This window comes from Nonomuraea corallina (genome assembly GCF_027620315.1).
In the GTDB taxonomy this organism is placed as follows: domain Bacteria; phylum Actinomycetota; class Actinomycetes; order Streptosporangiales; family Streptosporangiaceae; genus Nonomuraea; species Nonomuraea corallina.
This window is the reverse complement of record NZ_JAPNNL010000005.1, coordinates 65,550-83,228: the sequence shown is the minus strand read 5'-3', so window position 1 is coordinate 83,228 and position 17,679 is coordinate 65,550. Positions and strand designations below refer to the sequence as shown.

Annotated in this window: 18 protein-coding genes and 4 tRNA genes; 7 read left to right on the top strand and 15 right to left on the bottom strand. The window is 69.1% G+C overall.

Annotated elements, in window-relative coordinates; genetic code table 11:
• Nucleotides 1–333 precede the first annotated feature (333 nt).
• Nucleotides 334–1,743 (top strand): DEAD/DEAH box helicase, encoded by a 1,410-nt coding sequence (locus OUY22_RS02620; protein ID WP_270153064.1) that lies wholly within the window; start codon nucleotides 334–336, stop codon nucleotides 1,741–1,743.
• Nucleotides 1,744–2,004: 261 nt separating this feature from the next.
• On the opposite strand, the gene OUY22_RS02615 is transcribed toward OUY22_RS02620, so the two are convergent.
• The 7 genes from OUY22_RS02615 to OUY22_RS02585 form a co-directional block, all read right to left on the bottom strand.
• On the bottom strand, nucleotides 2,005–2,301 hold the full coding sequence (locus OUY22_RS02615) for a hypothetical protein (RefSeq protein WP_270153063.1): 297 nt from the start codon (nucleotides 2,299–2,301) through the stop codon (nucleotides 2,005–2,007).
• 241 nt (nucleotides 2,302–2,542) lie between these two features.
• Complete coding sequence (locus OUY22_RS02610) at nucleotides 2,543–3,142, bottom strand: 2OG-Fe(II) oxygenase (RefSeq protein ID WP_270153062.1); 600 nt, start codon at nucleotides 3,140–3,142, stop codon at nucleotides 2,543–2,545.
• On the bottom strand, nucleotides 3,139–4,554 hold the full coding sequence (locus tag OUY22_RS02605; RefSeq protein WP_270153061.1) for an MFS transporter: 1,416 nt from the start codon (nucleotides 4,552–4,554) through the stop codon (nucleotides 3,139–3,141). Before OUY22_RS02605 ends, OUY22_RS02610 begins: the two co-directional genes overlap by 4 nt.
• Nucleotides 4,551–5,753: an arginase family protein gene (locus tag OUY22_RS02600; protein WP_270153060.1), complete on the bottom strand. Its 1,203-nt coding sequence runs from the start codon at nucleotides 5,751–5,753 to the stop codon at nucleotides 4,551–4,553. Before OUY22_RS02600 ends, OUY22_RS02605 begins: the two co-directional genes overlap by 4 nt.
• Before the next feature lie 8 nt (nucleotides 5,754–5,761).
• The gene (locus OUY22_RS02595; protein ID WP_270153059.1) at nucleotides 5,762–6,862 is read right to left on the bottom strand and encodes a JmjC domain-containing protein; all 1,101 of its coding nucleotides are present in this window, start codon (nucleotides 6,860–6,862) and stop codon (nucleotides 5,762–5,764) included.
• Nucleotides 6,859–8,022, bottom strand: a complete 1,164-nt coding sequence (locus OUY22_RS02590; RefSeq protein WP_270153058.1) for a hypothetical protein — start codon at nucleotides 8,020–8,022, stop codon at nucleotides 6,859–6,861. The genes OUY22_RS02595 and OUY22_RS02590 overlap by 4 nt, the downstream gene beginning before the upstream one ends.
• A gap of 115 nt (nucleotides 8,023–8,137) precedes the next feature.
• A complete protein-coding gene (locus OUY22_RS02585) occupies nucleotides 8,138–8,290 on the bottom strand; it encodes a hypothetical protein (protein WP_270153057.1) in 153 nt (50 codons plus the stop codon).
• 293 nt (nucleotides 8,291–8,583) lie between these two features.
• Here OUY22_RS02585 and OUY22_RS36850 point away from each other — a divergent pair, with 293 nt between their 5' ends.
• A complete protein-coding gene (locus OUY22_RS36850; protein WP_408638101.1) occupies nucleotides 8,584–8,889 on the top strand; it encodes a tyrosine-type recombinase/integrase in 306 nt (101 codons plus the stop codon).
• Nucleotides 8,890–8,959: 70 nt separating this feature from the next.
• Here OUY22_RS36850 and OUY22_RS02580 read toward each other — a convergent pair.
• Nucleotides 8,960–9,032: transfer RNA gene (locus OUY22_RS02580), tRNA-Lys, on the bottom strand.
• A 47-nt stretch (nucleotides 9,033–9,079) separates the two neighbouring features.
• Nucleotides 9,080–10,234: an acyl-CoA dehydrogenase family protein gene (locus OUY22_RS02575; protein WP_270153056.1), complete on the bottom strand. Its 1,155-nt coding sequence runs from the start codon at nucleotides 10,232–10,234 to the stop codon at nucleotides 9,080–9,082.
• A gap of 91 nt (nucleotides 10,235–10,325) precedes the next feature.
• Here OUY22_RS02575 and OUY22_RS02570 point away from each other — a divergent pair, with 91 nt between their 5' ends.
• Complete coding sequence (locus tag OUY22_RS02570) at nucleotides 10,326–10,622, top strand: PspC domain-containing protein (RefSeq protein WP_270153055.1); 297 nt, start codon at nucleotides 10,326–10,328, stop codon at nucleotides 10,620–10,622.
• On the opposite strand, the gene OUY22_RS02565 is transcribed toward OUY22_RS02570, so the two are convergent.
• Nucleotides 10,623–11,897, bottom strand: coding sequence for an MFS transporter (locus OUY22_RS02565; protein ID WP_270153054.1), 1,275 nt, complete (start codon nucleotides 11,895–11,897; stop codon nucleotides 10,623–10,625).
• Between the two features lie 109 nt (nucleotides 11,898–12,006).
• Nucleotides 12,007–12,357, bottom strand: coding sequence for a metallopeptidase family protein (locus tag OUY22_RS02560; RefSeq protein ID WP_408638100.1), 351 nt, complete (start codon nucleotides 12,355–12,357; stop codon nucleotides 12,007–12,009).
• A 33-nt stretch (nucleotides 12,358–12,390) separates the two neighbouring features.
• Here OUY22_RS02560 and OUY22_RS02555 point away from each other — a divergent pair, with 33 nt between their 5' ends.
• The 4 genes from OUY22_RS02555 to OUY22_RS02540 all read left to right on the top strand — a co-directional run bounded on the left by OUY22_RS02555 (nucleotide 12,391) and on the right by OUY22_RS02540 (nucleotide 14,262).
• A complete protein-coding gene (locus OUY22_RS02555) occupies nucleotides 12,391–13,950 on the top strand; it encodes a metallophosphoesterase family protein (RefSeq protein ID WP_270153052.1) in 1,560 nt (519 codons plus the stop codon).
• A tRNA-Glu gene (locus OUY22_RS02550) sits at nucleotides 13,951–14,023 on the top strand.
• Between the two features lie 85 nt (nucleotides 14,024–14,108).
• Nucleotides 14,109–14,183: transfer RNA gene (locus tag OUY22_RS02545), tRNA-Asp, on the top strand.
• A 5-nt stretch (nucleotides 14,184–14,188) separates the two neighbouring features.
• Nucleotides 14,189–14,262, top strand: a tRNA-Phe gene (locus OUY22_RS02540).
• Between the two features lie 85 nt (nucleotides 14,263–14,347).
• On the opposite strand, the gene OUY22_RS02535 is transcribed toward OUY22_RS02540, so the two are convergent.
• The 4 genes from OUY22_RS02535 to OUY22_RS02520 all read right to left on the bottom strand — a co-directional run bounded on the left by OUY22_RS02535 (nucleotide 14,348) and on the right by OUY22_RS02520 (nucleotide 17,637).
• A complete protein-coding gene (locus tag OUY22_RS02535) occupies nucleotides 14,348–14,710 on the bottom strand; it encodes a hypothetical protein (RefSeq protein WP_270153051.1) in 363 nt (120 codons plus the stop codon).
• A 145-nt stretch (nucleotides 14,711–14,855) separates the two neighbouring features.
• Nucleotides 14,856–16,127: a tyrosine-type recombinase/integrase gene (locus tag OUY22_RS02530; RefSeq protein ID WP_270153050.1), complete on the bottom strand. Its 1,272-nt coding sequence runs from the start codon at nucleotides 16,125–16,127 to the stop codon at nucleotides 14,856–14,858.
• Nucleotides 16,124–16,303: a helix-turn-helix domain-containing protein gene (locus OUY22_RS02525; RefSeq protein ID WP_270153049.1), complete on the bottom strand. Its 180-nt coding sequence runs from the start codon at nucleotides 16,301–16,303 to the stop codon at nucleotides 16,124–16,126. The genes OUY22_RS02530 and OUY22_RS02525 overlap by 4 nt, the downstream gene beginning before the upstream one ends.
• A complete protein-coding gene (locus tag OUY22_RS02520) occupies nucleotides 16,300–17,637 on the bottom strand; it encodes a replication initiator (RefSeq protein ID WP_270153079.1) in 1,338 nt (445 codons plus the stop codon). Before OUY22_RS02520 ends, OUY22_RS02525 begins: the two co-directional genes overlap by 4 nt.
• Nucleotides 17,638–17,679 lie beyond the last annotated feature (42 nt).

The following is a 17,679-nucleotide window of genomic DNA, read 5'->3' as shown; positions in this document are numbered from 1 at the left end:
GGCCCGCGCCGCAGGGCGCGGGCCCCGGCGCGTTGCTTTTGTGGCATCCGTCGTGCCGTGATGACCTCACAACCCGAGAAGCACAGCGTGTCTGTTCTTCCACCGCACACCGGATGCACCACCGAGGGCTCCGGTTCGGGCACAGGCCCGCTCCAGTTCCACGGCGCGGCATCACAGCCGCGTTCTTCCCGGCGAAAGCCGACCATTTCGACGTACGAACCCAGGCTTTTTCCGCCGGTTCGACTCGTCTTTCTTCGGCTCGTGCTAACTGTTCTTGTGCCGCTCATCGCGCCGAGGATCGCCTGCCACGTGCCGCATTGAGGAAGGTTCTGCATGAACCACGCAACTCGCGCGCATGACCGCAACTTCTCGTCCCGTACGGGCGGCTCCGCCCGAGGCAGGGGCGGCCGATACGGCTCAGGCGCCTCCAACCGGTCCGGCAACGGGCGGCGCCCCGCCGCGCTCCAGGGAGAGTTCGCGCTGCCCGTCACCGTAACCCCGGCCCTGCCGGCAGCCGCGACCTTCGCTGAGCTGAGCATGCCGCCCGCACTGCTGAAGGTGCTCACCAGCCTGGGCCTGAACGAACCGTTCCCGATCCAGGCGGCCACGCTGCCGAACTCCCTGGCCGGCCGGGACGTCCTGGGGCGAGGGCGCACCGGGTCGGGCAAGACACTCGCCTTCGGCTTGGCCCTGCTCGTCCGCACCTCCGGACAGCGGGCACAATCGCGGCGACCGCTTGCCCTGATCCTCGTCCCCACCAGGGAACTGGCCCAGCAGGTCACCGATGCGCTCACCCCGTACGCCCAAGCCCTGAAGCTGCGGCTGGCCACGGTCGTCGGCGGCATGTCGATCAGCCGCCAGGCCCATGCGCTGCGCAACGGTGCCGAGGTCGTCATCGCGACCCCGGGACGGCTCAGAGATCTCATCGAGCGCGGCGACTGCCGCCTGGACCAGGTCGGCATCACCGTGCTGGACGAGGCCGACCAGATGGCCGACATGGGCTTCATGCCGCAGATCACCCACCTGCTCGACCAGGTGCGCCCAGGTGGCCAGCGGATGCTGTTCTCCGCCACGTTGGACCGCAACGTCGATCTGCTGGTCCGCCGCTATCTGGCCGACCCGGTGGTCCATTCGGTCGACCCCTCGGCGGGCGCGGTCACCACGATGGAGCACCACGTGCTGCACATCCAGGGCGCCGACAAGCAGGCCACCACCGTGGAGATCGCTGCTCGGGACGGCCGGGTGATCATGTTCCTGGACACCAAGCACGCTGTGGACCGGCTCACCGAACAGCTGCTCAACAGCGGAGTGCGCGCCGCCGCGCTGCACGGAGGCAAATCCCAGCCCCAGCGCACCCGCACCCTCGCCCAGTTCAAGAGCGGCCACGTCACGGCGCTGGTGGCGACCAACGTCGCGGCCCGCGGCATCCACGTCGACAACCTGGACCTCGTCGTCAACGTCGACCCGCCGAGCGACCACAAGGACTACCTGCACCGCGGCGGCCGCACCGCCCGCGCCGGCGAGTCCGGCAGCGTCGTCACCCTGGTGCTGCCCAACCAGCGCCGTGACATGACCCGCTTGATGGCCGACGCCGGCATCGTCCCGCAGACCAGCGCGGTCCGTTCGGGCGAGGCCGAGCTCAGGCGCATCACGGGCGCCCAGGCTCCCTCAGGCATCCCCGTGACCATCACCGCACCGGTCGCCGGTCGTCGGCCGGGACGGAACGGCAGACGGTTCCGATAGCAGCGGATGAGGGCTCGGCCCCACCGGTAGAAAACTCTGCGCGATCCCATGCCGATCTCTTCGCCCGTTCAAGCTCAACACGTCACCAGGTCGTCGTTGCCGTCGCGGAGCCGGTCGATGTCCTGCCTCATCTCGTCCAGTTGGTCGATGCGCTGGGAGACGCGGATCGTGATGCGCCACGAACCTCGCTGTAATGTCGGGAAATTCCAACGGATGTCCCTGACCTGCGGCGAGGCGGTTCAACTCTGGTCATCCGAAAGATCAGTCCTCGAGATCTGTGTATCTGTACCACGGGCCTTCCACGTGCTCAGCTTCGCGCGGCTGCGCACGAGGGCTCCAGACATAGCCGTAGACGCGGTCTCCCAACCACCCCTGGCCCTGTTGGAAATAGACCAGACCGTTCACCCGGAAAACCTTCTCGAACGTGAGGTTTCCGATGGTCTGCTGCTCCAGCTCAGCACCCTCGCCCATCGAGCGGGCGACCGTCTCCATGCTGCCGGCGGAGTCAGCGAATCGATCAGCCTCGGTGGGAGCCATGTTCACGGCCGCGACCAGCATGAGTACACCAGCTAACAGGGTCGCGGCCAGGTACGCCGCTCTGCGTAACGCAGATCCCTCAACCGCGGTCGTTCGGCTCATGTGATCATCATCACATGAGCACCGACCGGGCAAACGGCGATCAGCCACGTTCCGGTGAGCCAGGGTGAGGAACGAACCCTGGCTCGTCGATCACCCTCGACCACTTACGAAGACCGGCCATGCAACGGCGACCGTAGGGCTGCATCTGTGCGGGGGCGCGTCAAGGAGTCAGGAAGCCGGTGATGGAGCGCCGAAGGTTGTCGCCCGCGGCCGCCTCCACCTTCCTCACCCGGTGGAACGTGCCGGCCACCATCACCACGAGCCGGTTCGGCCGGGGCGCGATGGACGTGGCCGGCACGGGAGCGTTCATCAGGTCCTTGGGGACGTCGAACTCGGCACACGGCACCTCGCCGACCGGGCAGTCGAACAGCTCCAGCTCGCCGCCCCACGTCGCCCGCCACTCGCCCGACAGGTAGAGCGTGTACGCCGCTCCCCGGCCGCTCCCGTCGTCGTGCCAGTCCAGCCCGGACCCCCGGCCGTACCGCCAGAACTTGAACCGGTCGTTGTCCGCCGCCGTCACGCCGAGCGCGTCGAGGCCCCTCCTGACGGCTGACCTCACCTCCCCGGCGTGCTCCTCGCCGGCTTTCGCGGAGGCGTACGACGCGTCGGCGTAGAACGCCACTCCGTCGAACATCGGATCGACCGAGCTGAAGGTGGGCCGGTGCTGCACGGCCCGCTCCTCCTCCCGCCAGGCGGCCAGGGCGTCCGGGGACAGGGCGTTGTCGACCACCACGAACCGCCGCCCCTGTACAAGGGTCACGGCCTCGGCGGTCCGTCCGTCATGAGCTGCCACGCTCGCGCCTCCTGATCTCCTTGGACATGGCCTTCCGCCTCACCTTCTCGGCCACCCTCGCGACCGGATCCCGGGGAGGTCGACGAGGGCACCCCCTGCCACGCCGAGTCACCGGCGCCGTCCACAAGAGCGCGGTCCCGCAGCCCCGACCGCGGGACCGCCCAGCCGAGCACCGCCGCCGCCGTGGCGACGATGACGACCGCCAGCCCGGCCAGGTACGCCGTCCGGCCCACCAGGTTCGCGAGCGGCAGCGCGATCGAGAAGCCCAGCGGCACCATCGCCGTGGTCATGGTCGTCTCGAACGACCCGACCCGCGACAACATCGGCTTGGGGACCGTGAGCTGCACGAGGGTGTCGAAGACGACCCCGGCGACCCCTGCCGCCAGAGCCGCCAGGAACAGGGCGGCCGCGACCACGACCAGATGCCGACCGTACGCGAGAGCCAGGAGCTGCACCGGCATCGAGACGACCAGCAGGGCGACGGTGAGCACCCCGCGCCACTCGACGCGCACGTGCCCGCTCACCAGCGCTCCCAACAGCCCGCCCGCGGCCAGGAACGTCACGATGACGCCCCACTGCTCGATGCTCCCGAACCTTTCCTGCACGGTGATCGGACCGAGCACGCTCACCGAGGCCAGTCCGACCTGCACCGGAACCCAGACGAGGATCGCGCCCAGGACCAGCGGCAGGCGGGGCATGACACGCATCGCGTCGAGGAACCGTACGCGCTCCCCCGCGCCGCCGTCATCGTCCTCGGCGGGTCCGCGCTCCGGCGGCCGGGCCCGGATCAGCCGCCTCAGCCAGGCGAGCGAGACGAGGGAGACGACGAAGGTGGCGGCGTCGAAGAAGAGCGCCAGCGGCACGCCTCCCACCACCACCAGCAGCGACGCGAGCGCGGGCCCGGCCAGCCGTCCGGTGTCCCCGGCGACGTCGAGCCAGGAGTTGGCCTTCTGCAGCTGGGCGGGGCGGACCAGCTCGGGGAGCAGCCCGACGGCGCCCGGCGTGAAGAAGGCCGTCGCCGCGCCATGGACGGCCGCGGACACGACGAGGTGCCAGAGCTCCGGATTCCCGAGGGCGAAGGTGATCGCCGGGAACACCTGGGCGGCCAGGCGGACGGCGTCCGCGCCGAACATGACCGGCAACCGCCCGACCCGGTCCGGCAGGCTGCCTCCGTACGCGATGAAGAGGAACCTCGCCAGCCACAGGGCCAGCAGCACCATCGGGATGCCCCGCCCGTCGGGCGCGACGGCCAGGGCGGCGAACGCGAAGGTGACCGAGACGACCCCGTCCCCCAGCTGTGAGACCGCCTGCCCCGCCAGGTAGACCCTGTAGAGCGGCGACGACAGGGGCGAGCCGGGTACGGCGGGAGCGTCGGTCATGCGTCTTCTCCGGCGAAATTGTTCACCGGTGAGCCCCGCCCCACCACCTGCCCCGCCTCCGCGAGTTGGACGGTCTCCACGAGATCGGCCAGATGGGCGGCCGTCAGGTGGCGACCGGACGGGGAGGGGCACGCCTCCACCAGGTCGCTCGCGACCAAGCGGCCCGCTGCGGCGACGCCCCGTACCAGGGCCGTCAGAGTCGCGGGGTCGAGACCGCCGCCGGCGGGATAGACGACGTCGGGAGCGTACGCCGGGTCCAGCACGTCGATGTCCACCGTGAGGTGCACGGGCGCGCCGGCGCAGAACCGCGCGATCGTGCCCGCCGCCTCCGGCGCGCGGGCCTCGTCGGCCGTCAGGTAGGAGACGCGCCCGTTCGTGGCCTGGTCCAGGTTCGTGTCGACGCCGCGCACGCCGATGGTGAGCCATGCGACATGGGGATGCTCGGAGAGCACCCAGCTGACGAAGTTCCCGCAGTCCGCGGTGACCGCGTTCCCGGCCGGGCGGCGGTCGGCGTGCGCGTCGAAGTGGACGACGCGCAGCGCCGGATGCCTGCCCGCGACCGCGCTGATCACCGGGTAGCCGATCGAGTGGTCCCCGCCGATCACCAGAGGCCGGTGGCCCTGCGCCAGGACGGTGCCGACGAGGGCCCGCAGCCGCTCGTGGGCCGCCGCCCCCGTGTCGGTCTGCGGATGGACCGCGAGGTCGCCGTGATCCACGAGGCCGGGCAGTCCCTCGGCCGGCCGGGCCCGCAGCGTCCACGACCAGGTGCCCGGCTGGGCCAGAAGCCGGAACCTGCCCGCGAGGGCCTGGCGGATCACGGGGACGGCGTCCTTGGGCCGGGGGCCGGGAGGGCCTCCCAGGTCCACCGGCGCTCCGATCAGTCCCCATACGGCCGCGGCGGCCCTGGTGCCTGCGGGCAGGGACAGCGGGGTCCCGGCCGTCCGCGCGAGCCCGCCGGCCGCCGCCGCCGAGGCGTCCGGCGGCACGATCAGGCGGATTCTGCGCAGGGCCTTGTCCGCCTCCTCAGTGAGCCGCACCGCCGGCGCGCCGTCACGGCGTTCCCCCAGCTCCCACAGCTCCCGCAGGGGCGGGGTCAGGGTGAGCCGCGTGTCCTCGGCCTCGTTGACGAGGTCGCCGCCCTGGATCCGGAACGCCGGGTTGAGGACCCACGGGGCCCCGGACCGGTCCGCGCTCGTCATGGCGGGGCTCACCTGGCCTGCTCGACGAGGAGGAGCCCGGCGCGGACCAGCGAGTCAAGCGCCTGGTCGATCTCCGCGTCGGTCAGGGCGATGCCCGCCGTGTCATCGCGCAGCGTGGTTCGCCCCGCCGACCACTCGGTCATCCAGGGTGCGAGACGGCCGTCGATCCTGAGCCGCACGCCGAGGCTCTCGATCGCCATCAGGCCGTCCCCGGCCTTGACCAGCGGCGGGAACCGGGCCGCCCACCTGAGCCGGGTACCGGTGTACGGGACGCTCTCCACCGACCACGGCAGCGACAGGCCCTCGCGCCTTTCGAGCGACTGCGCGGAACGCACCTCCCGCGCCCGGTGCACGTCCGAGGCCAGGGCGGTCATGAGGGAGTCGAGCTCGCCGCCGTCATCGGGCGTCCCCTCGGTCCTGGGCCGGTGGGACCAGGCGTCCAGCGCGGTCCGCGCGAAGTCCTCGGGGGTGGACGCGTGCAGGCCGAAGGTCCAGTGCAGGCTCGGCCCGATGCCGGTGGCCTCGTGGTCCCATCCCCGGGGGATGTGCCACACGTCGCCGGCGTGCATGTCCGCCTTCTCGATCAGCCGCGCGCCGGGCCCGGAGCCCTCCCAGATCCGCCAGCGCTTGCTGCCCTCCGCCTGGAAGATCACCGTGGCGTGGCCGTCCGCGTGGCGGCCGAACGCTGACTGCGTCGTCCAGCAGGCGTAGCAGTTCACCCAGGCCGGGTCGTCGGCGAAGTACTCGAACTCCTCCCGCAGGCGAGCAGGGCCCACGTGGATGCGGTCGGCCCTGTTGGCGACGAGGGTCGCGCCGGAGCGGAGGTACTCGACCATGGCGCCGTAACGCCAGTTGCGGTGCACGATGTCGCCGCCGTCGATCCGCGTGCTGATGTAGGTGCCGGGATAAGCCATGGGTTCGGACGACAAGCGGATCATCAGCGGTTCGATCGTGGTCGTCCTCATGATGTGGTCGATGACGCCCCATCCGAGCGACGCGTGCCACGATCCCTGCGGGACCCGGCCGGCCAGAAGCTCGTTCCCGAACGACTTGCGCCAGACGGACTCCCCGCCGAGCGCGTCGACGATGTTCTCCCACGACAGTGTCATGACTGTGTCCCAACGCTCCGAAGGACGCCCACGCGGACCAGGGCCCGCACAGCGGCTCGCAGCTCTGGCGTGGTGGCCGCGTCGCGCAGCTCGTCGGCGCCGACGAGGGCGCCGGGCTTCAGCAGGCGGGCCAGCTCACCGAGATCGACGGAGAGCTCTCTTCCCAGGGCGAAGACGCTGTGGTCGGCGATCACGACCGGCAGGCGGGTGACTGTATAGGGTGGACCTTGATCGCTGGTTCTGCCGGGGAACCGGGGCGGCGAGCCGTACCCGCACGACCGGCGGAGCATCGCCTGCCGCCGCACGGCCCGCTCGACGCCGTCGTCGCCGAGGGCGTCCCGGAAGGCGTCGATCGCGTCGGCGACCGGATCCCCGTCGGCCTGTTCCGGGTGCTGGGCGTTCCGGCGGCGCAGCTGGTGGAACAGCGCGTCCCTGGCGGTCTGCCCGGGATCTTCCGGATACACCGTGAGCCCCAGGAACAGCGACGGACCGTCGTTGCGGAAGAGGTGGTACATCCCCGCGGGAATCAGCAGGAAGTCACCGGGCGCGAGGCGGACGCTGTCCGCCGACGGCAGAAGAGGCTCCGCGTCCAGCGTGTGCGGGCGCCCTTGGCCGAGTGCCGGCAGGCTCAGCCCTGGCCAGGTCCACGCCGTCTTCGCCGCCGGGCCGAGGTGGAAGATGAAGGAGGGCTCCGGGTCGGTGTGCACGCCGAACGGGGTGGTGCCGGAACTGGCCACGAAGCAGTACCAGTCCACCCCTCTCGTCAGCGGAACGCCCGCCGATTCGAGCGGGAGGACGAAGCCGGTGTAGAGAAGCTCGGCGAGCTCGGCGTCCCAGGAGTCCAGGCCGTTGATCGCCAGGCAGATGTCGTCCTTTCCGGTGCGGGCGGAAAGCCAGGAATGTACCGCCGACCGCCCGGAAAACGCCCCCGATACCAGTTTCTCCGAGGCGTCATAGTCGAGGCAGGTGTCACGGAACGCTCTCATGGCGGGCAGATCCGTGTCGTCGCCGTCCACTCTGGTGGTGGCGGCCCGGAGAGCGCCGAGAACGAGCTCCGCGAGAACGTCCGGTTCGCGGATCAGGCCGGGAGTGTGCACGCGTTCGGCGAAATGCGGCCCGTCCCGCTCGCAGAGTCTCCGCCAGGTGCCTTCGTCCAGCAAATCTCAGACCTCCGGAATCGTGCGGTGAATGGTCCCGTCAAGCCACCTGACCAGCCCGGCGGGCGCGGGAACCCGTCCTGTGCTCAGAGAAGTCCCGCGCCCACCGGCCTGCGGATCAGTGACCGACGTCCCGCTGCGGCCGCATCCAGAGCTGCCGGTCCTGCAGAGCGGCGACCGACTCCTCCGACACGATGATGTCCGCGATGTCGACGAGAACGGGGCCGCGCCCTTCGCGCCGGTCGAATTCGTTGTGCGACGTCATTTCCATGTGACTTCCCTTCTTGTTGTCGCGGGCCCGCCACGCGCACGAACCCGGTAACAGGAATCAGCGGCTCCGAACCGCGGGAGAACCCGTGCCGCAGCGTCACGGGCATCTCGCTTTTCTTGTGCCACTGAGGGTGTTATCGCTGAGTCTTCACCCGTGGAAGGGCGTCCGCCCAGGTCACCGACCGGGCATTTCACCGGGCATTCACCGGGCGAATCCGTGACCCTTGCCGCCCGGCGTCTTCGATGCACCCCGCCACCGGTTGCTGACGGCTCAGGTGTCGTCGGCCCGCGCGGCTGATTGTCTGCGAGCACAGCGAAGGGCGTCCAAGATCGGTTTGTGAAGACCGAGCTGGACGATCACGTGATGCCTTCGCGGGGCGCGCCTCGCAGACGAGGGCCGAGGTCGACAAGGACGCCCGCGTCCACGACGCCAGGCACACGGCCGCGACGACGCTGCTCATCGAACAGGGCGTGGACGTCAGCGTCGCTCAGGAGATCCTGGAGCACTCACAACTGACCACGACCAAGCGCTACACCCACATCACGGCGACGCTCTCGACCGAAGCGGCAGCCCGAATGGGCCGGGCTCTCTGGGGTTAACTGCAACGGGAAATGCAACCGGGCGGGCTTCCGGATCAAAGATCAGGGAGTCCGCCCAGGTCATGTGGGGTAGGGCGCCCGGGGCTCGAACCCGGAACCTACGGATTAAAAGTCCGCAGCTCTGCCAATTGAGCTAACGCCCCCAGCAACAGCCAAGCGTACCGAGGTTACCGCCCGCCACGCGACGCCCTTACCGGTATGCGGCCAGCCCCGTCAGCGCCTCGCCCAGCACCAGGGTGTGGATCTCCTGTGTTCCCTCGTACGTGAGCACACTCTCCAGGTTGTTCATGTGCCTGATCACAGGGTACTCCAGCGTGATCCCGTTCCCGCCGAGGATGGATCGGGCCTGCCGGGCGATGTCCAGGGCGGCGCGCACGTTGGCGAGCTTGCCGAAGCTGATCTGCCGGGGTTCGAGGGTGCCGGCGTCCTTCAGGGCGCCCAGGTGCAGCGCGGTGAGCCCCGCCTGGGCCAGTCCGACGTACATCCAGGCCAGCTTCTCCTGGGTCAGCTGGAAGGCGCCGATGGGCTTGCCGAACTGGACGCGGGTCTGGGCGTACTCGACGGCCGCCTCGACGCAGGCGCGAGCCGCGCCCACGGTCCCCCACAGGATGCCGAAGCGCGCCTCGGAGAGGCAGGACAGCGGTCCCTTCAGGCCGCGCACTCCGGGCAGGACGGCCGTTTCAGGCAGTCGCACGTCGTCGAAATAGAGCGACGACGTGATCGACGCCCTCAGGGACATCTTCTTGTGGATCTCAGGGGCGGAGAAGCCCGGGGCGTCGGTGGGGACGACGAAGCCGCGGACGCCGTCGTCCGTCTGCGCCCACACCACCGCGACGTCCGCGACGGATCCGTTCGTGATCCACATCTTGGAGCCGTTGAGCACCCAGTCGGAGCCGTCGCGCTTGGCGTACGTGCGCATGCTCGACGGGTCGGAGCCGTGGTCGGGCTCGGTCAGGCCGAAGCACCCGATCGCCTCACCGGCGGACATCCGGGGCAGCCACTCCTCTTTCTGCTCATCCGATCCGTACCGCCAGATGGGGAACATGGCCAGCGAACCCTGCACCGACACGAACGACCGCAGCCCCGAGTCGCCGGCCTCCAGCTCGCGGCAGGCCACCCCGTACGAGGTCGCGTCCGTTCCGGCGCAGCCGTAGCCCTCCAGGTGCATGCCGAGCAGACCGAGCGAGCCGAGCTCGGGCGCGAGCTCGCGCGCCGGGAACGTGCCCTCCTCGAACCAGTCCCCGACGTGCGGCAGGACGCGGTCGGCGACGAAGGACCGCACGGTGTCGCGGATCAGCCTCTGGTCACCGTTGAGCCGATCGTCCAGACGCAACAGGTCGTCCATGGCGCGCTCCTCTCCTCATTAGGGGGCTACCAGGGTTCTACCAGGGGGAATCCCGATGTGCGAACGGCGGGTCGGAGGGCAGTCTTGAGGCATGAGCGAATATCACAGCAGCAAGCAGTTGCGTCGGACCCACAAGGGCCGGATGCTCGGCGGCGTCTGCTCGGGCGTCGGCGAGTTCGTCGGCATCGACCCGAACATCATCCGCATCGGCCTTGCGATCGTCACGCTGTTCGGCGGCCTCGGCATCGGCATCTACGCCATCGGCTGGCTGCTCCTGCCGGAGGAGGGCAAGGACACCTCGATCGTGCAGGACCTGCTGGCCAAGCAGCAGGAGAAGAACACCGGCAGCAACCCGTGGACCGAGGACGACCACAAGCCGCGCCAGTGATCAGGCGGTGGCCTGCGCGCTCACTCGGGGGCCCCGGGCGGCGGCCCAGACCATGGCCAGCACGGCGGCGACGGTGAGACCGGCGACGCCCGACAGGGCGACGACCGGCTCGGGCCCGAGGCGTTCCGCGGCGTAACCGCCGATCAGGATGGCGATGCCCTGCACCGCCATCAGGCCCGAGTGCACCAGGCCGAACGCCTGCCCGCGCTGCCCGGCGGGCACCCGCTGGACGAACGCCGCGTTCGCGGCGAGCTGGTAGGCGCCTCCCACACCGGACAGGAACCAGGCCGCCAGCACCATCTCCAGCGGCGGCCGCAGCGCGGTCACGATCAGTGGCGCGCAGCTCAGCATGGCCAGCCAGCCCATCAACCGCAGCCGGGCCGTCGGCGAGACGAACCGGCTGAACAGGAACGCCCCCACCACGGTGCCGGCCGGCATCGACGCCATCAGCAGACCGGTGATCACCGGAACGGGCAGGTCGCCGGTGTAGAGGGCGACCGCGTACGGCACGGCGATGCCCTCCGGCAGCACGTAGAAGCCGCAGAGCCAGGCGAACAGCACGAGCGTCCGCAACTCGCGGTCGCCGAAGACGAGCCTGGCTCCGGCTCTGGTCATGGCCCACATGGACGGCTGGTCCCCGGGGTCGCGCGGGGCGGGCCGCCGCCGCACCCCGGCGACCAGGATCAGCGCCGAGGCCAGGAAGGTCGCCGCGTTCAGGGCGAGAGCGCGGTACGGGCCCAGCGCTGCGATCATGGCGCCGCCCGCGGCGAATCCGATCATCTGGACGGCCTGGTTCGTCATGTTCTGCAGCGCGGAGCCGACCACGTACCGGTCCCCTTGGAGCACCTCCGGCAGCAGAGCCGCGCGCGCGGCCGAGAAGGGCGCGCTGAGCAGCACGACGAGGAACACCAGCGCGCACAGCGTCCAGAACGGGATGAACGGCAGCGCCATCACGCACACCAGCCCCGCGCGCAGCAGGTCGCAGGCCAGCATCACGCCCCGGCGCGCGAACCGGTCGGCCAGCCCCGCCAGCAGCGGCCCGCCGAGGATCGACGGCAGATAGGTGAGCGCGTAGACGGCGGCGGTGGCCAGCGGCGACCGGGTGCGGTCGTAGACCAGGACGGCCAGCGCCACCTGGGCCAGTTGGTCACCGAGCAGGGACAGTCCTTGCGCGTACCACAGCGCCCTGAACTCCTTGACGGCGATGACCTCGCCGTAGGTGGCCTGGCGCTCGGTGGAGCGCCTGTGCCGCCCCGGCAGCCGCCGCGCCCGCATCGCCCTCACTGGACTCCGGTGTGCCTGACTCACAGTGCTGAATATGTCACCTAAGGTGCCCGATCAATCGGCAATGCGCAACCCAAAGGAGCGCCTCGCATGCAAAGAGTTACCAGCCCAGCTCGTGCAGGCGGGCGTCGTCGATGCCGAAGTGGTGACCGACTTCGTGGACGACCGTGATCCGTACTTCCTCGATCACTTCGTCCTCGGTCCTGCACATCTCACAGATCGGATTGCGGTAGATCTCGATCCGGTCGGGCAGAACGCCCGAGTACCAGTCGCCGCGCTCGGTGAGGGGAATGCCGGTGTACAGGCCGAGCAGGTGGGGTTCGGGCGGATCGTCCACCACGGTGACGACGATGTTGCTCATCACCTCGGTCAGCTCGGGCGGGATCGTGTCCAGCGCCTCGGACACGAGCTCGTCGAACCTCTCCGGTGAAACCTCGATCACACATGTCATTCTGCCCCGTGGCTCGGGTATCCAAGAAAGCGTATGAACTTCTCCGACGCATTGAAGAAGGTCATCCGCTCCAGGGTGGTCAAGGCGGCGGCGGTGCTCCTCGTGGCCGCGGCCGGCGCCTGGCTGGGCATCTTCCTGAGTGGCACCGTACGCGCCCAGATCGGCCCGGTCGAGACCGGTATGACCGTCCGGCCGTCGTGGTCGGGCGAGACGATCGTGGACGCCAGCCCGCTGGGCACGCTCACGTTCCGCAGCCACGACGCGCCCCTCACCCTGCGCATCACCCTGGAGAACATCGACCAGGAACGCGCCCGCCTCCTCCTGGAGGACCCCAAGCTCACTGACCGGCTGCCGGCCATGATCGAGCGCGATCTGATGGACGGCGTGCGCGAACTGGCGATCCGCTCGCTGCTGTGCGCGGGCGCGGGCGCGCTGATCGCCGTCCTGCTGGTCTTCAGGCGCCCGCTCGTGGCACTGACGGGCCTGCTGGCGGCCGCGGTGGCGCTGGCGGGCACGGGCATGTTCGCGGTTCGCACGTTCCAGCCGGGCTCGCTCGTCGAACCCCGCTACTCCGGCCTGATCGCCGCCGCCCCCTCCCTGGTGGGCAGCGCGGAGGCCATCGTGTCCAGGTTCGAGTCGTACCGCGCGCAGCTCACCAAGCTGGTGACGAACGTCTCGAAGCTGTACGACGCGGTCTCGACACTCCCGGTGTACGACGCCGACGACCGGTCCATCCGGGTCCTGCACGTCTCCGACATCCACATCAACCCGATCGCCTGGACCGTGATCCGCTCACTGAAGGACCAGTTCGCCGTCGACCTGATCGTCGACACCGGGGACATCTCCGATCACGGGACGAAGGCGGAGAACAAGTTCGTCGAGGAGATCGGCACCCTAGGGGTCCCGTACGTGTTCGTACGGGGCAACCACGACTCCAAGACCACCCAGCGCGCGGTCGCCGGCCAGAAGAACGCCATCGTCCTCGACGACAAGATGCGCAACGTCGCCGGCCTGGACATCTACGGCCTCGGCGACCCCCGGTTCACCCCCGACAAGACCACCGTCGTCCAGCCCGACCCCGCCTCCATGGAGCAGTACGGCCGCGACCACCGGGCCAAGGTCGAGCAGGCCGACCTCGTGGCCGTGCACGACGACATCGTCGCCCGTGGCTTCTCCGGCGCCACTCCGCTCGTGCTCACCGGCCACGCCCACGCCCGCTCCACCGCCATGCTGCCCACCGGCACCCGCGTCATGGTCCAGGGCTCCACAGGCGGCGCCGGCCTGCGCGCCCTCGAACACGAGGCGCCCACCCCCGTCCAGGCATCCGTCCTGTACTTCGACAAAGAGACCAAACGCCTCCAGGCCTGGGACGACATCACCCTCGGCGGCCTCGGCGAGCAGTCGGTGTACGTCCAGCGTCACGTGGAACCCGACCCGGGTCGTACAATTCTCCCAGAGCCAACGAGCGCCCCGACGCCATCGGGATCGATCAGCGGCACGACCACGCCGGCCAACGGAAAGCCGCTTTGGCATGAGGGGCAATCGTCCCCTATGCTTCAGAGGTCTCCGACGGAAGGCGACAGGGAATCCTGAGCCCCCATCGTCTAGCGGCCTAGGACACCGCCCTTTCAAGGCGGCGGCACGGGTTCGAATCCCGTTGGGGGCACAGCGAGCGCCTGGCGCACCGCGAAACGGATGGTCTGAGACCACCGGGGAGCTGGTAAGCTAAGCGAGCGCAAAGCAAGAAGCAAGGTCCTGTAGAGCAGTTTGGAGTGCTCGCCACCCTGTCAAGGTGGAGGTCGCGGGTTCAAGTCCCGTCAGGACCGCTCTAGGTCAGGTAGCTCAGTTGGTACGAGCGTCCGCCTGAAAAGCGGAAGGTCGGCGGTTCGACCCCGCCCCTGACCACCTCATCTGACCAGCAAGAATGCCCCGAAGCGATCATCGCTCCGGGGCGTTTCTGTGTCTGCTGACGGCAACCCTGACGGCAACGTCAGCTGGTAACAGCTTCCTCGGCGTCGTACGCGAACCGAAGCTTGGAAAGAATCACTTCAGCAAGGATCTGGTTGGGCTCCATCTTGTCCAAGATGACAAGAGCCTCCCCCAGGGCCGAGCCTGTACGCACAAGGTAGACCATCCGCTTGGCCTCCAAGCTACCCAGCTGGCTGGGCCAGATAAGAATGCCGTCCTCCAGCAGTGCAGCCTGGATCTTCTGCATGAGTGGACGACTGTTCCGTTTCCGCCCAAGCAGCTCCGGATGATCCACTATGTATGCATCTCGGAGTTCTCCAAGCGATGCTGCGCCGACCCCTTGAAGGGTGAGCGTCAATGCCAATTCTCGAAGTCCCATACCCATGCTCCAAAGAGTAGTGAATTGATCACAGTTAGGTATGTAGCCAGTTGAGGGAACCCTTACACGCGGATGCCAGCATTGACTTGCTCTTGCAACAAGTAGAGGTGCCCAGAGTCACCATGGGCACCTCTACTCGTCCTCGGCGTCCTTACGTCAGAGCCTCTCCGAGTTTCCCAAGAGCCTTGCGCTTCTCGTCCAGAGACGCATGCGCGTAGATCGTCATCGTGACCTCGATGTCGCTGTGGCCGACTATCTCCCGGACGATGTGCGGCGGGACGCCGAGGTCCAGGAGGAGGCTCACGCAGGTGTGCCGCATGTCGTGGAGGCGTATCTCGCCGAGGCCGGCGGCCTCGCGGACGGCTCCCCAGCTTCGGCGGAGATTGTCGGGCTCCATCGGCGTTCCGCGCCGAGACGGGAAGACAAGCCCATAATCCTCCCAATCGGGCCAGGCGTCTGACCGCTCGGCGAACTGCCGCCTGCGGTGCTCCTTGAGAGCATCGACACAGATCTCGGGCAGCGGGATCGTGCGCTCGGAGTTCTCCGTCTTGGGACGGACGAACCGGAGCTCGCCACCGACGCGCTGAAGAGTCTGGACTACCTCCAAAGTGCCCGCGTCGAGGTCGACATCCTCCCAGCGAAGGCCGAGCAGTTCCCCGCGCCGGAGACCGAGGCAGAGCGCCAGGACGTACAGCGCGTGGAACCGGTCCTCGCGAGATACCTTCAGCACCCGTCGGGCCTGCTCGGTCGTCAGACCACGGTTCACCTTGTACGAGGGCACGGAGACCGTGACGAGCTTCGAGACGTTCCGCGGAATGATCTCCTCACGTACAGCCCGTTCGAGTGCGTTCCGAAGAACCGCGTGGATGGACTGGATCATCCGCGTGGACAGAAACGACCCGCAGCATTTCGGAGCCTTGAGGGCGCAGCACGTGGGCCGCTCACGGGAGGCGTCCCATCCGTGCTTGCAGCACTGGCATTCCTTCCGGATGCGGTTGATGAAGACCCGAACGTCTTGGGCGGTGAGCTTGCCGAGACGCTTCTTGCCCAGGCCGGGGATGAGGTGGAGGCGGACGACGCCCTCATAGCCCTGGTAAGTCTTGGGCCGCCGCTCCTCCTTGACGATGTGCTTGAGCCAGTACGTAAGGAACTCGGCCAGCGTCCAGTTCTCCGAGGCGACCGGGATACCCTGATCAGCCTGCGCGATCAACTTGGTGAGCTTCTTGCGAGCTTCCTCGTGGGTGCGGCCATACGCGCGGACGCGCTTGTACGTGCCCGCTGTGGTGAGGACGAAGGCCGCCCCCTCCCAGCGGCCATCCTTGCGCTGGTAGATCGTCCCCTCACCGTTGGAGCGCTTGCGGGAGCGGCGGCCAGGCCGGCGCTTCGGCTCCTCCCCTGGTGTGTCGAGCGTGGTCTTGGTCATCGCGCCACCTCCACGAGGGTCTTGATGCAGTCGGCCAGGGCGTCGACGGGGACGAGGCGGCGACGACCGATCTTGATGGTCTGGAGCTGGTTGGAGCGGATGAGGGTGTAGAGGGTCCACCGGCTGACCCGGAGGCGCTGGGCGGCCTCATCGACGGTGAGCACGACCTCATTCATGCGAGGGCCTCCGAAGGCGTTGAGGTGGCAGGGCGGGAGCCTGTGAGGGCTGCGGCAAGGAGTTGCTCTCCGAGGGAGAGGCCCTGTCCGGCGTACTCCCAGTGGGCGATGACGAGGACGGTGTCTTCCTCGAAGAGGGGCAGGCGTCCGGTGGTGATGGCTTCGGCCTTGCGGTGTTCCTCGCGGGCGGCGCGGAGTTCGCTCAGGGTGGTGGAGTAGCGGCGGGACTTGGTGGAGAAGTGGCCGCGGAAGCCGAGCATGTGCGCCCACTGGATCAGCCGGAGGTCGGCCAGGTCGTCGAGGGCGCCCAGGCGCAGGCAGGCGTCGATCAGTCGGCGGGCGTGCGGCCGGATCGGGAGCGCGTCGAGGTCGTCGAGGAGTTGGATGCGCTGGTCCAGGGTGCCGACGCATTCGGCGGCCTTGGTGGCGTACTTGGCGATGTAGGCCGCGACGGCCTGCTCGGTCAGTTCACCGTCCAAGGTGATGCGGCGGACGTCGAGCTGTTCGCCCCAGCGGAAGGTACGGGCCAGCGGCTTGACGTCGGCGGTTACGGCCGTCGCCGCGTGTTGGACGGCGTCGGCCAGGGCCTCAGCGGTGGCCCAGGCCGGGGGCGGTGAGGTGGGGCCGTCCGGGCCGTCGAGACGTACGACGGCGTGGAAGTGGACGACGCCGCGCCGCTGGTACTCGGCGACCTTGGCGAAGGAGATGACCGCCTGCTCGCGCAGGGCCTTTAGCGTCAGGCCGGAGAGTTTGGCGAAGCGGCGGCGCAGGGCTTCGGTGAAGCGCCGCCACAGCTCAGGGCTGATGGCGTTGAACAGCACTGACCCGTCGTAGTCGTAGCAGTCCGGGCAGAGCGGCTCCCCGAGCCGGGGATCGTCGGCGGAGTGCCGGGCGGTGCAGGACATGACGTGCCCGTGCGGGCAGGTGGGTGCGTCGCGGCGGGCGTGGCAGGGCAGGACCTTGCCGTTCTTCTCCCGTCGGACGTGCACGGCTCCGAAGGACGGGGCGGTCAGGGTGACGAACAGGCACGGATGCGCGCTGACCGTCTCGGGCACGCTCTTGCCGCCGACGAGGCCGGCGCGGATGAGTTGGTAGGTGTCGGCGCGGTAGATCTCGGCGCAGGCCGGGCAGCGGGAGGCGCGGCGGGTCTTGCACGGGACGCGCAGGATGCCGTCGGGTTCGGTGCGGGTGGTGTAGCGGTGCAGGAGTTGGCCGGTGGCCTGGTCGTAGTGTTCGACCTTGCCGCGCAGGTGGATGGGTTGGCGGCAGCCTCCGGTACGGCGGATCTGGGAGGCCCAGCGGTCGTAGTCGGGGTGGTTGAGCCGGTCGATCATTCCGGCGACGGCGTGGGAGTGGGCAAGGCAGGGCAAGATGGG

What these genes read in the sequence shown, in the direction of transcription:
- OUY22_RS02620 (WP_270153064.1), top strand. Translation starts at nt 334, where the DNA reads ATGAACCACGCAACTCGCGCGCATGACCGCAACTTCTCGTCCCGTACG.
- OUY22_RS02615 (WP_270153063.1), bottom strand. Translation starts at nt 2,301, where the DNA reads ATGCTGGTCGCGGCCGTGAACATGGCTCCCACCGAGGCTGATCGATTC.
- OUY22_RS02605 (WP_270153061.1), bottom strand. Translation starts at nt 4,554, where the DNA reads ATGACCGACGCTCCCGCCGTACCCGGCTCGCCCCTGTCGTCGCCGCTC.
- OUY22_RS02600 (WP_270153060.1), bottom strand. Translation starts at nt 5,753, where the DNA reads ATGACGAGCGCGGACCGGTCCGGGGCCCCGTGGGTCCTCAACCCGGCG.
- OUY22_RS02595 (WP_270153059.1), bottom strand. Translation starts at nt 6,862, where the DNA reads ATGACACTGTCGTGGGAGAACATCGTCGACGCGCTCGGCGGGGAGTCC.
- OUY22_RS02585 (WP_270153057.1), bottom strand. Translation starts at nt 8,290, where the DNA reads ATGGAAATGACGTCGCACAACGAATTCGACCGGCGCGAAGGGCGCGGC.
- OUY22_RS02575 (WP_270153056.1), bottom strand. Translation starts at nt 10,234, where the DNA reads ATGGACGACCTGTTGCGTCTGGACGATCGGCTCAACGGTGACCAGAGG.
- OUY22_RS02570 (WP_270153055.1), top strand. Translation starts at nt 10,326, where the DNA reads ATGAGCGAATATCACAGCAGCAAGCAGTTGCGTCGGACCCACAAGGGC.
- OUY22_RS02565 (WP_270153054.1), bottom strand. Translation starts at nt 11,897, where the DNA reads ATGCGGGCGCGGCGGCTGCCGGGGCGGCACAGGCGCTCCACCGAGCGC.
- OUY22_RS02560 (WP_408638100.1), bottom strand. Translation starts at nt 12,357, where the DNA reads ATGACATGTGTGATCGAGGTTTCACCGGAGAGGTTCGACGAGCTCGTG.
- OUY22_RS02555 (WP_270153052.1), top strand. Translation starts at nt 12,391, where the DNA reads ATGAACTTCTCCGACGCATTGAAGAAGGTCATCCGCTCCAGGGTGGTC.
- OUY22_RS02535 (WP_270153051.1), bottom strand. Translation starts at nt 14,710, where the DNA reads ATGGGTATGGGACTTCGAGAATTGGCATTGACGCTCACCCTTCAAGGG.
- OUY22_RS02530 (WP_270153050.1), bottom strand. Translation starts at nt 16,127, where the DNA reads ATGACCAAGACCACGCTCGACACACCAGGGGAGGAGCCGAAGCGCCGG.
- OUY22_RS02525 (WP_270153049.1), bottom strand. Translation starts at nt 16,303, where the DNA reads ATGAATGAGGTCGTGCTCACCGTCGATGAGGCCGCCCAGCGCCTCCGG.
- OUY22_RS02520 (WP_270153079.1), bottom strand. Translation starts at nt 17,637, where the DNA reads ATGATCGACCGGCTCAACCACCCCGACTACGACCGCTGGGCCTCCCAG.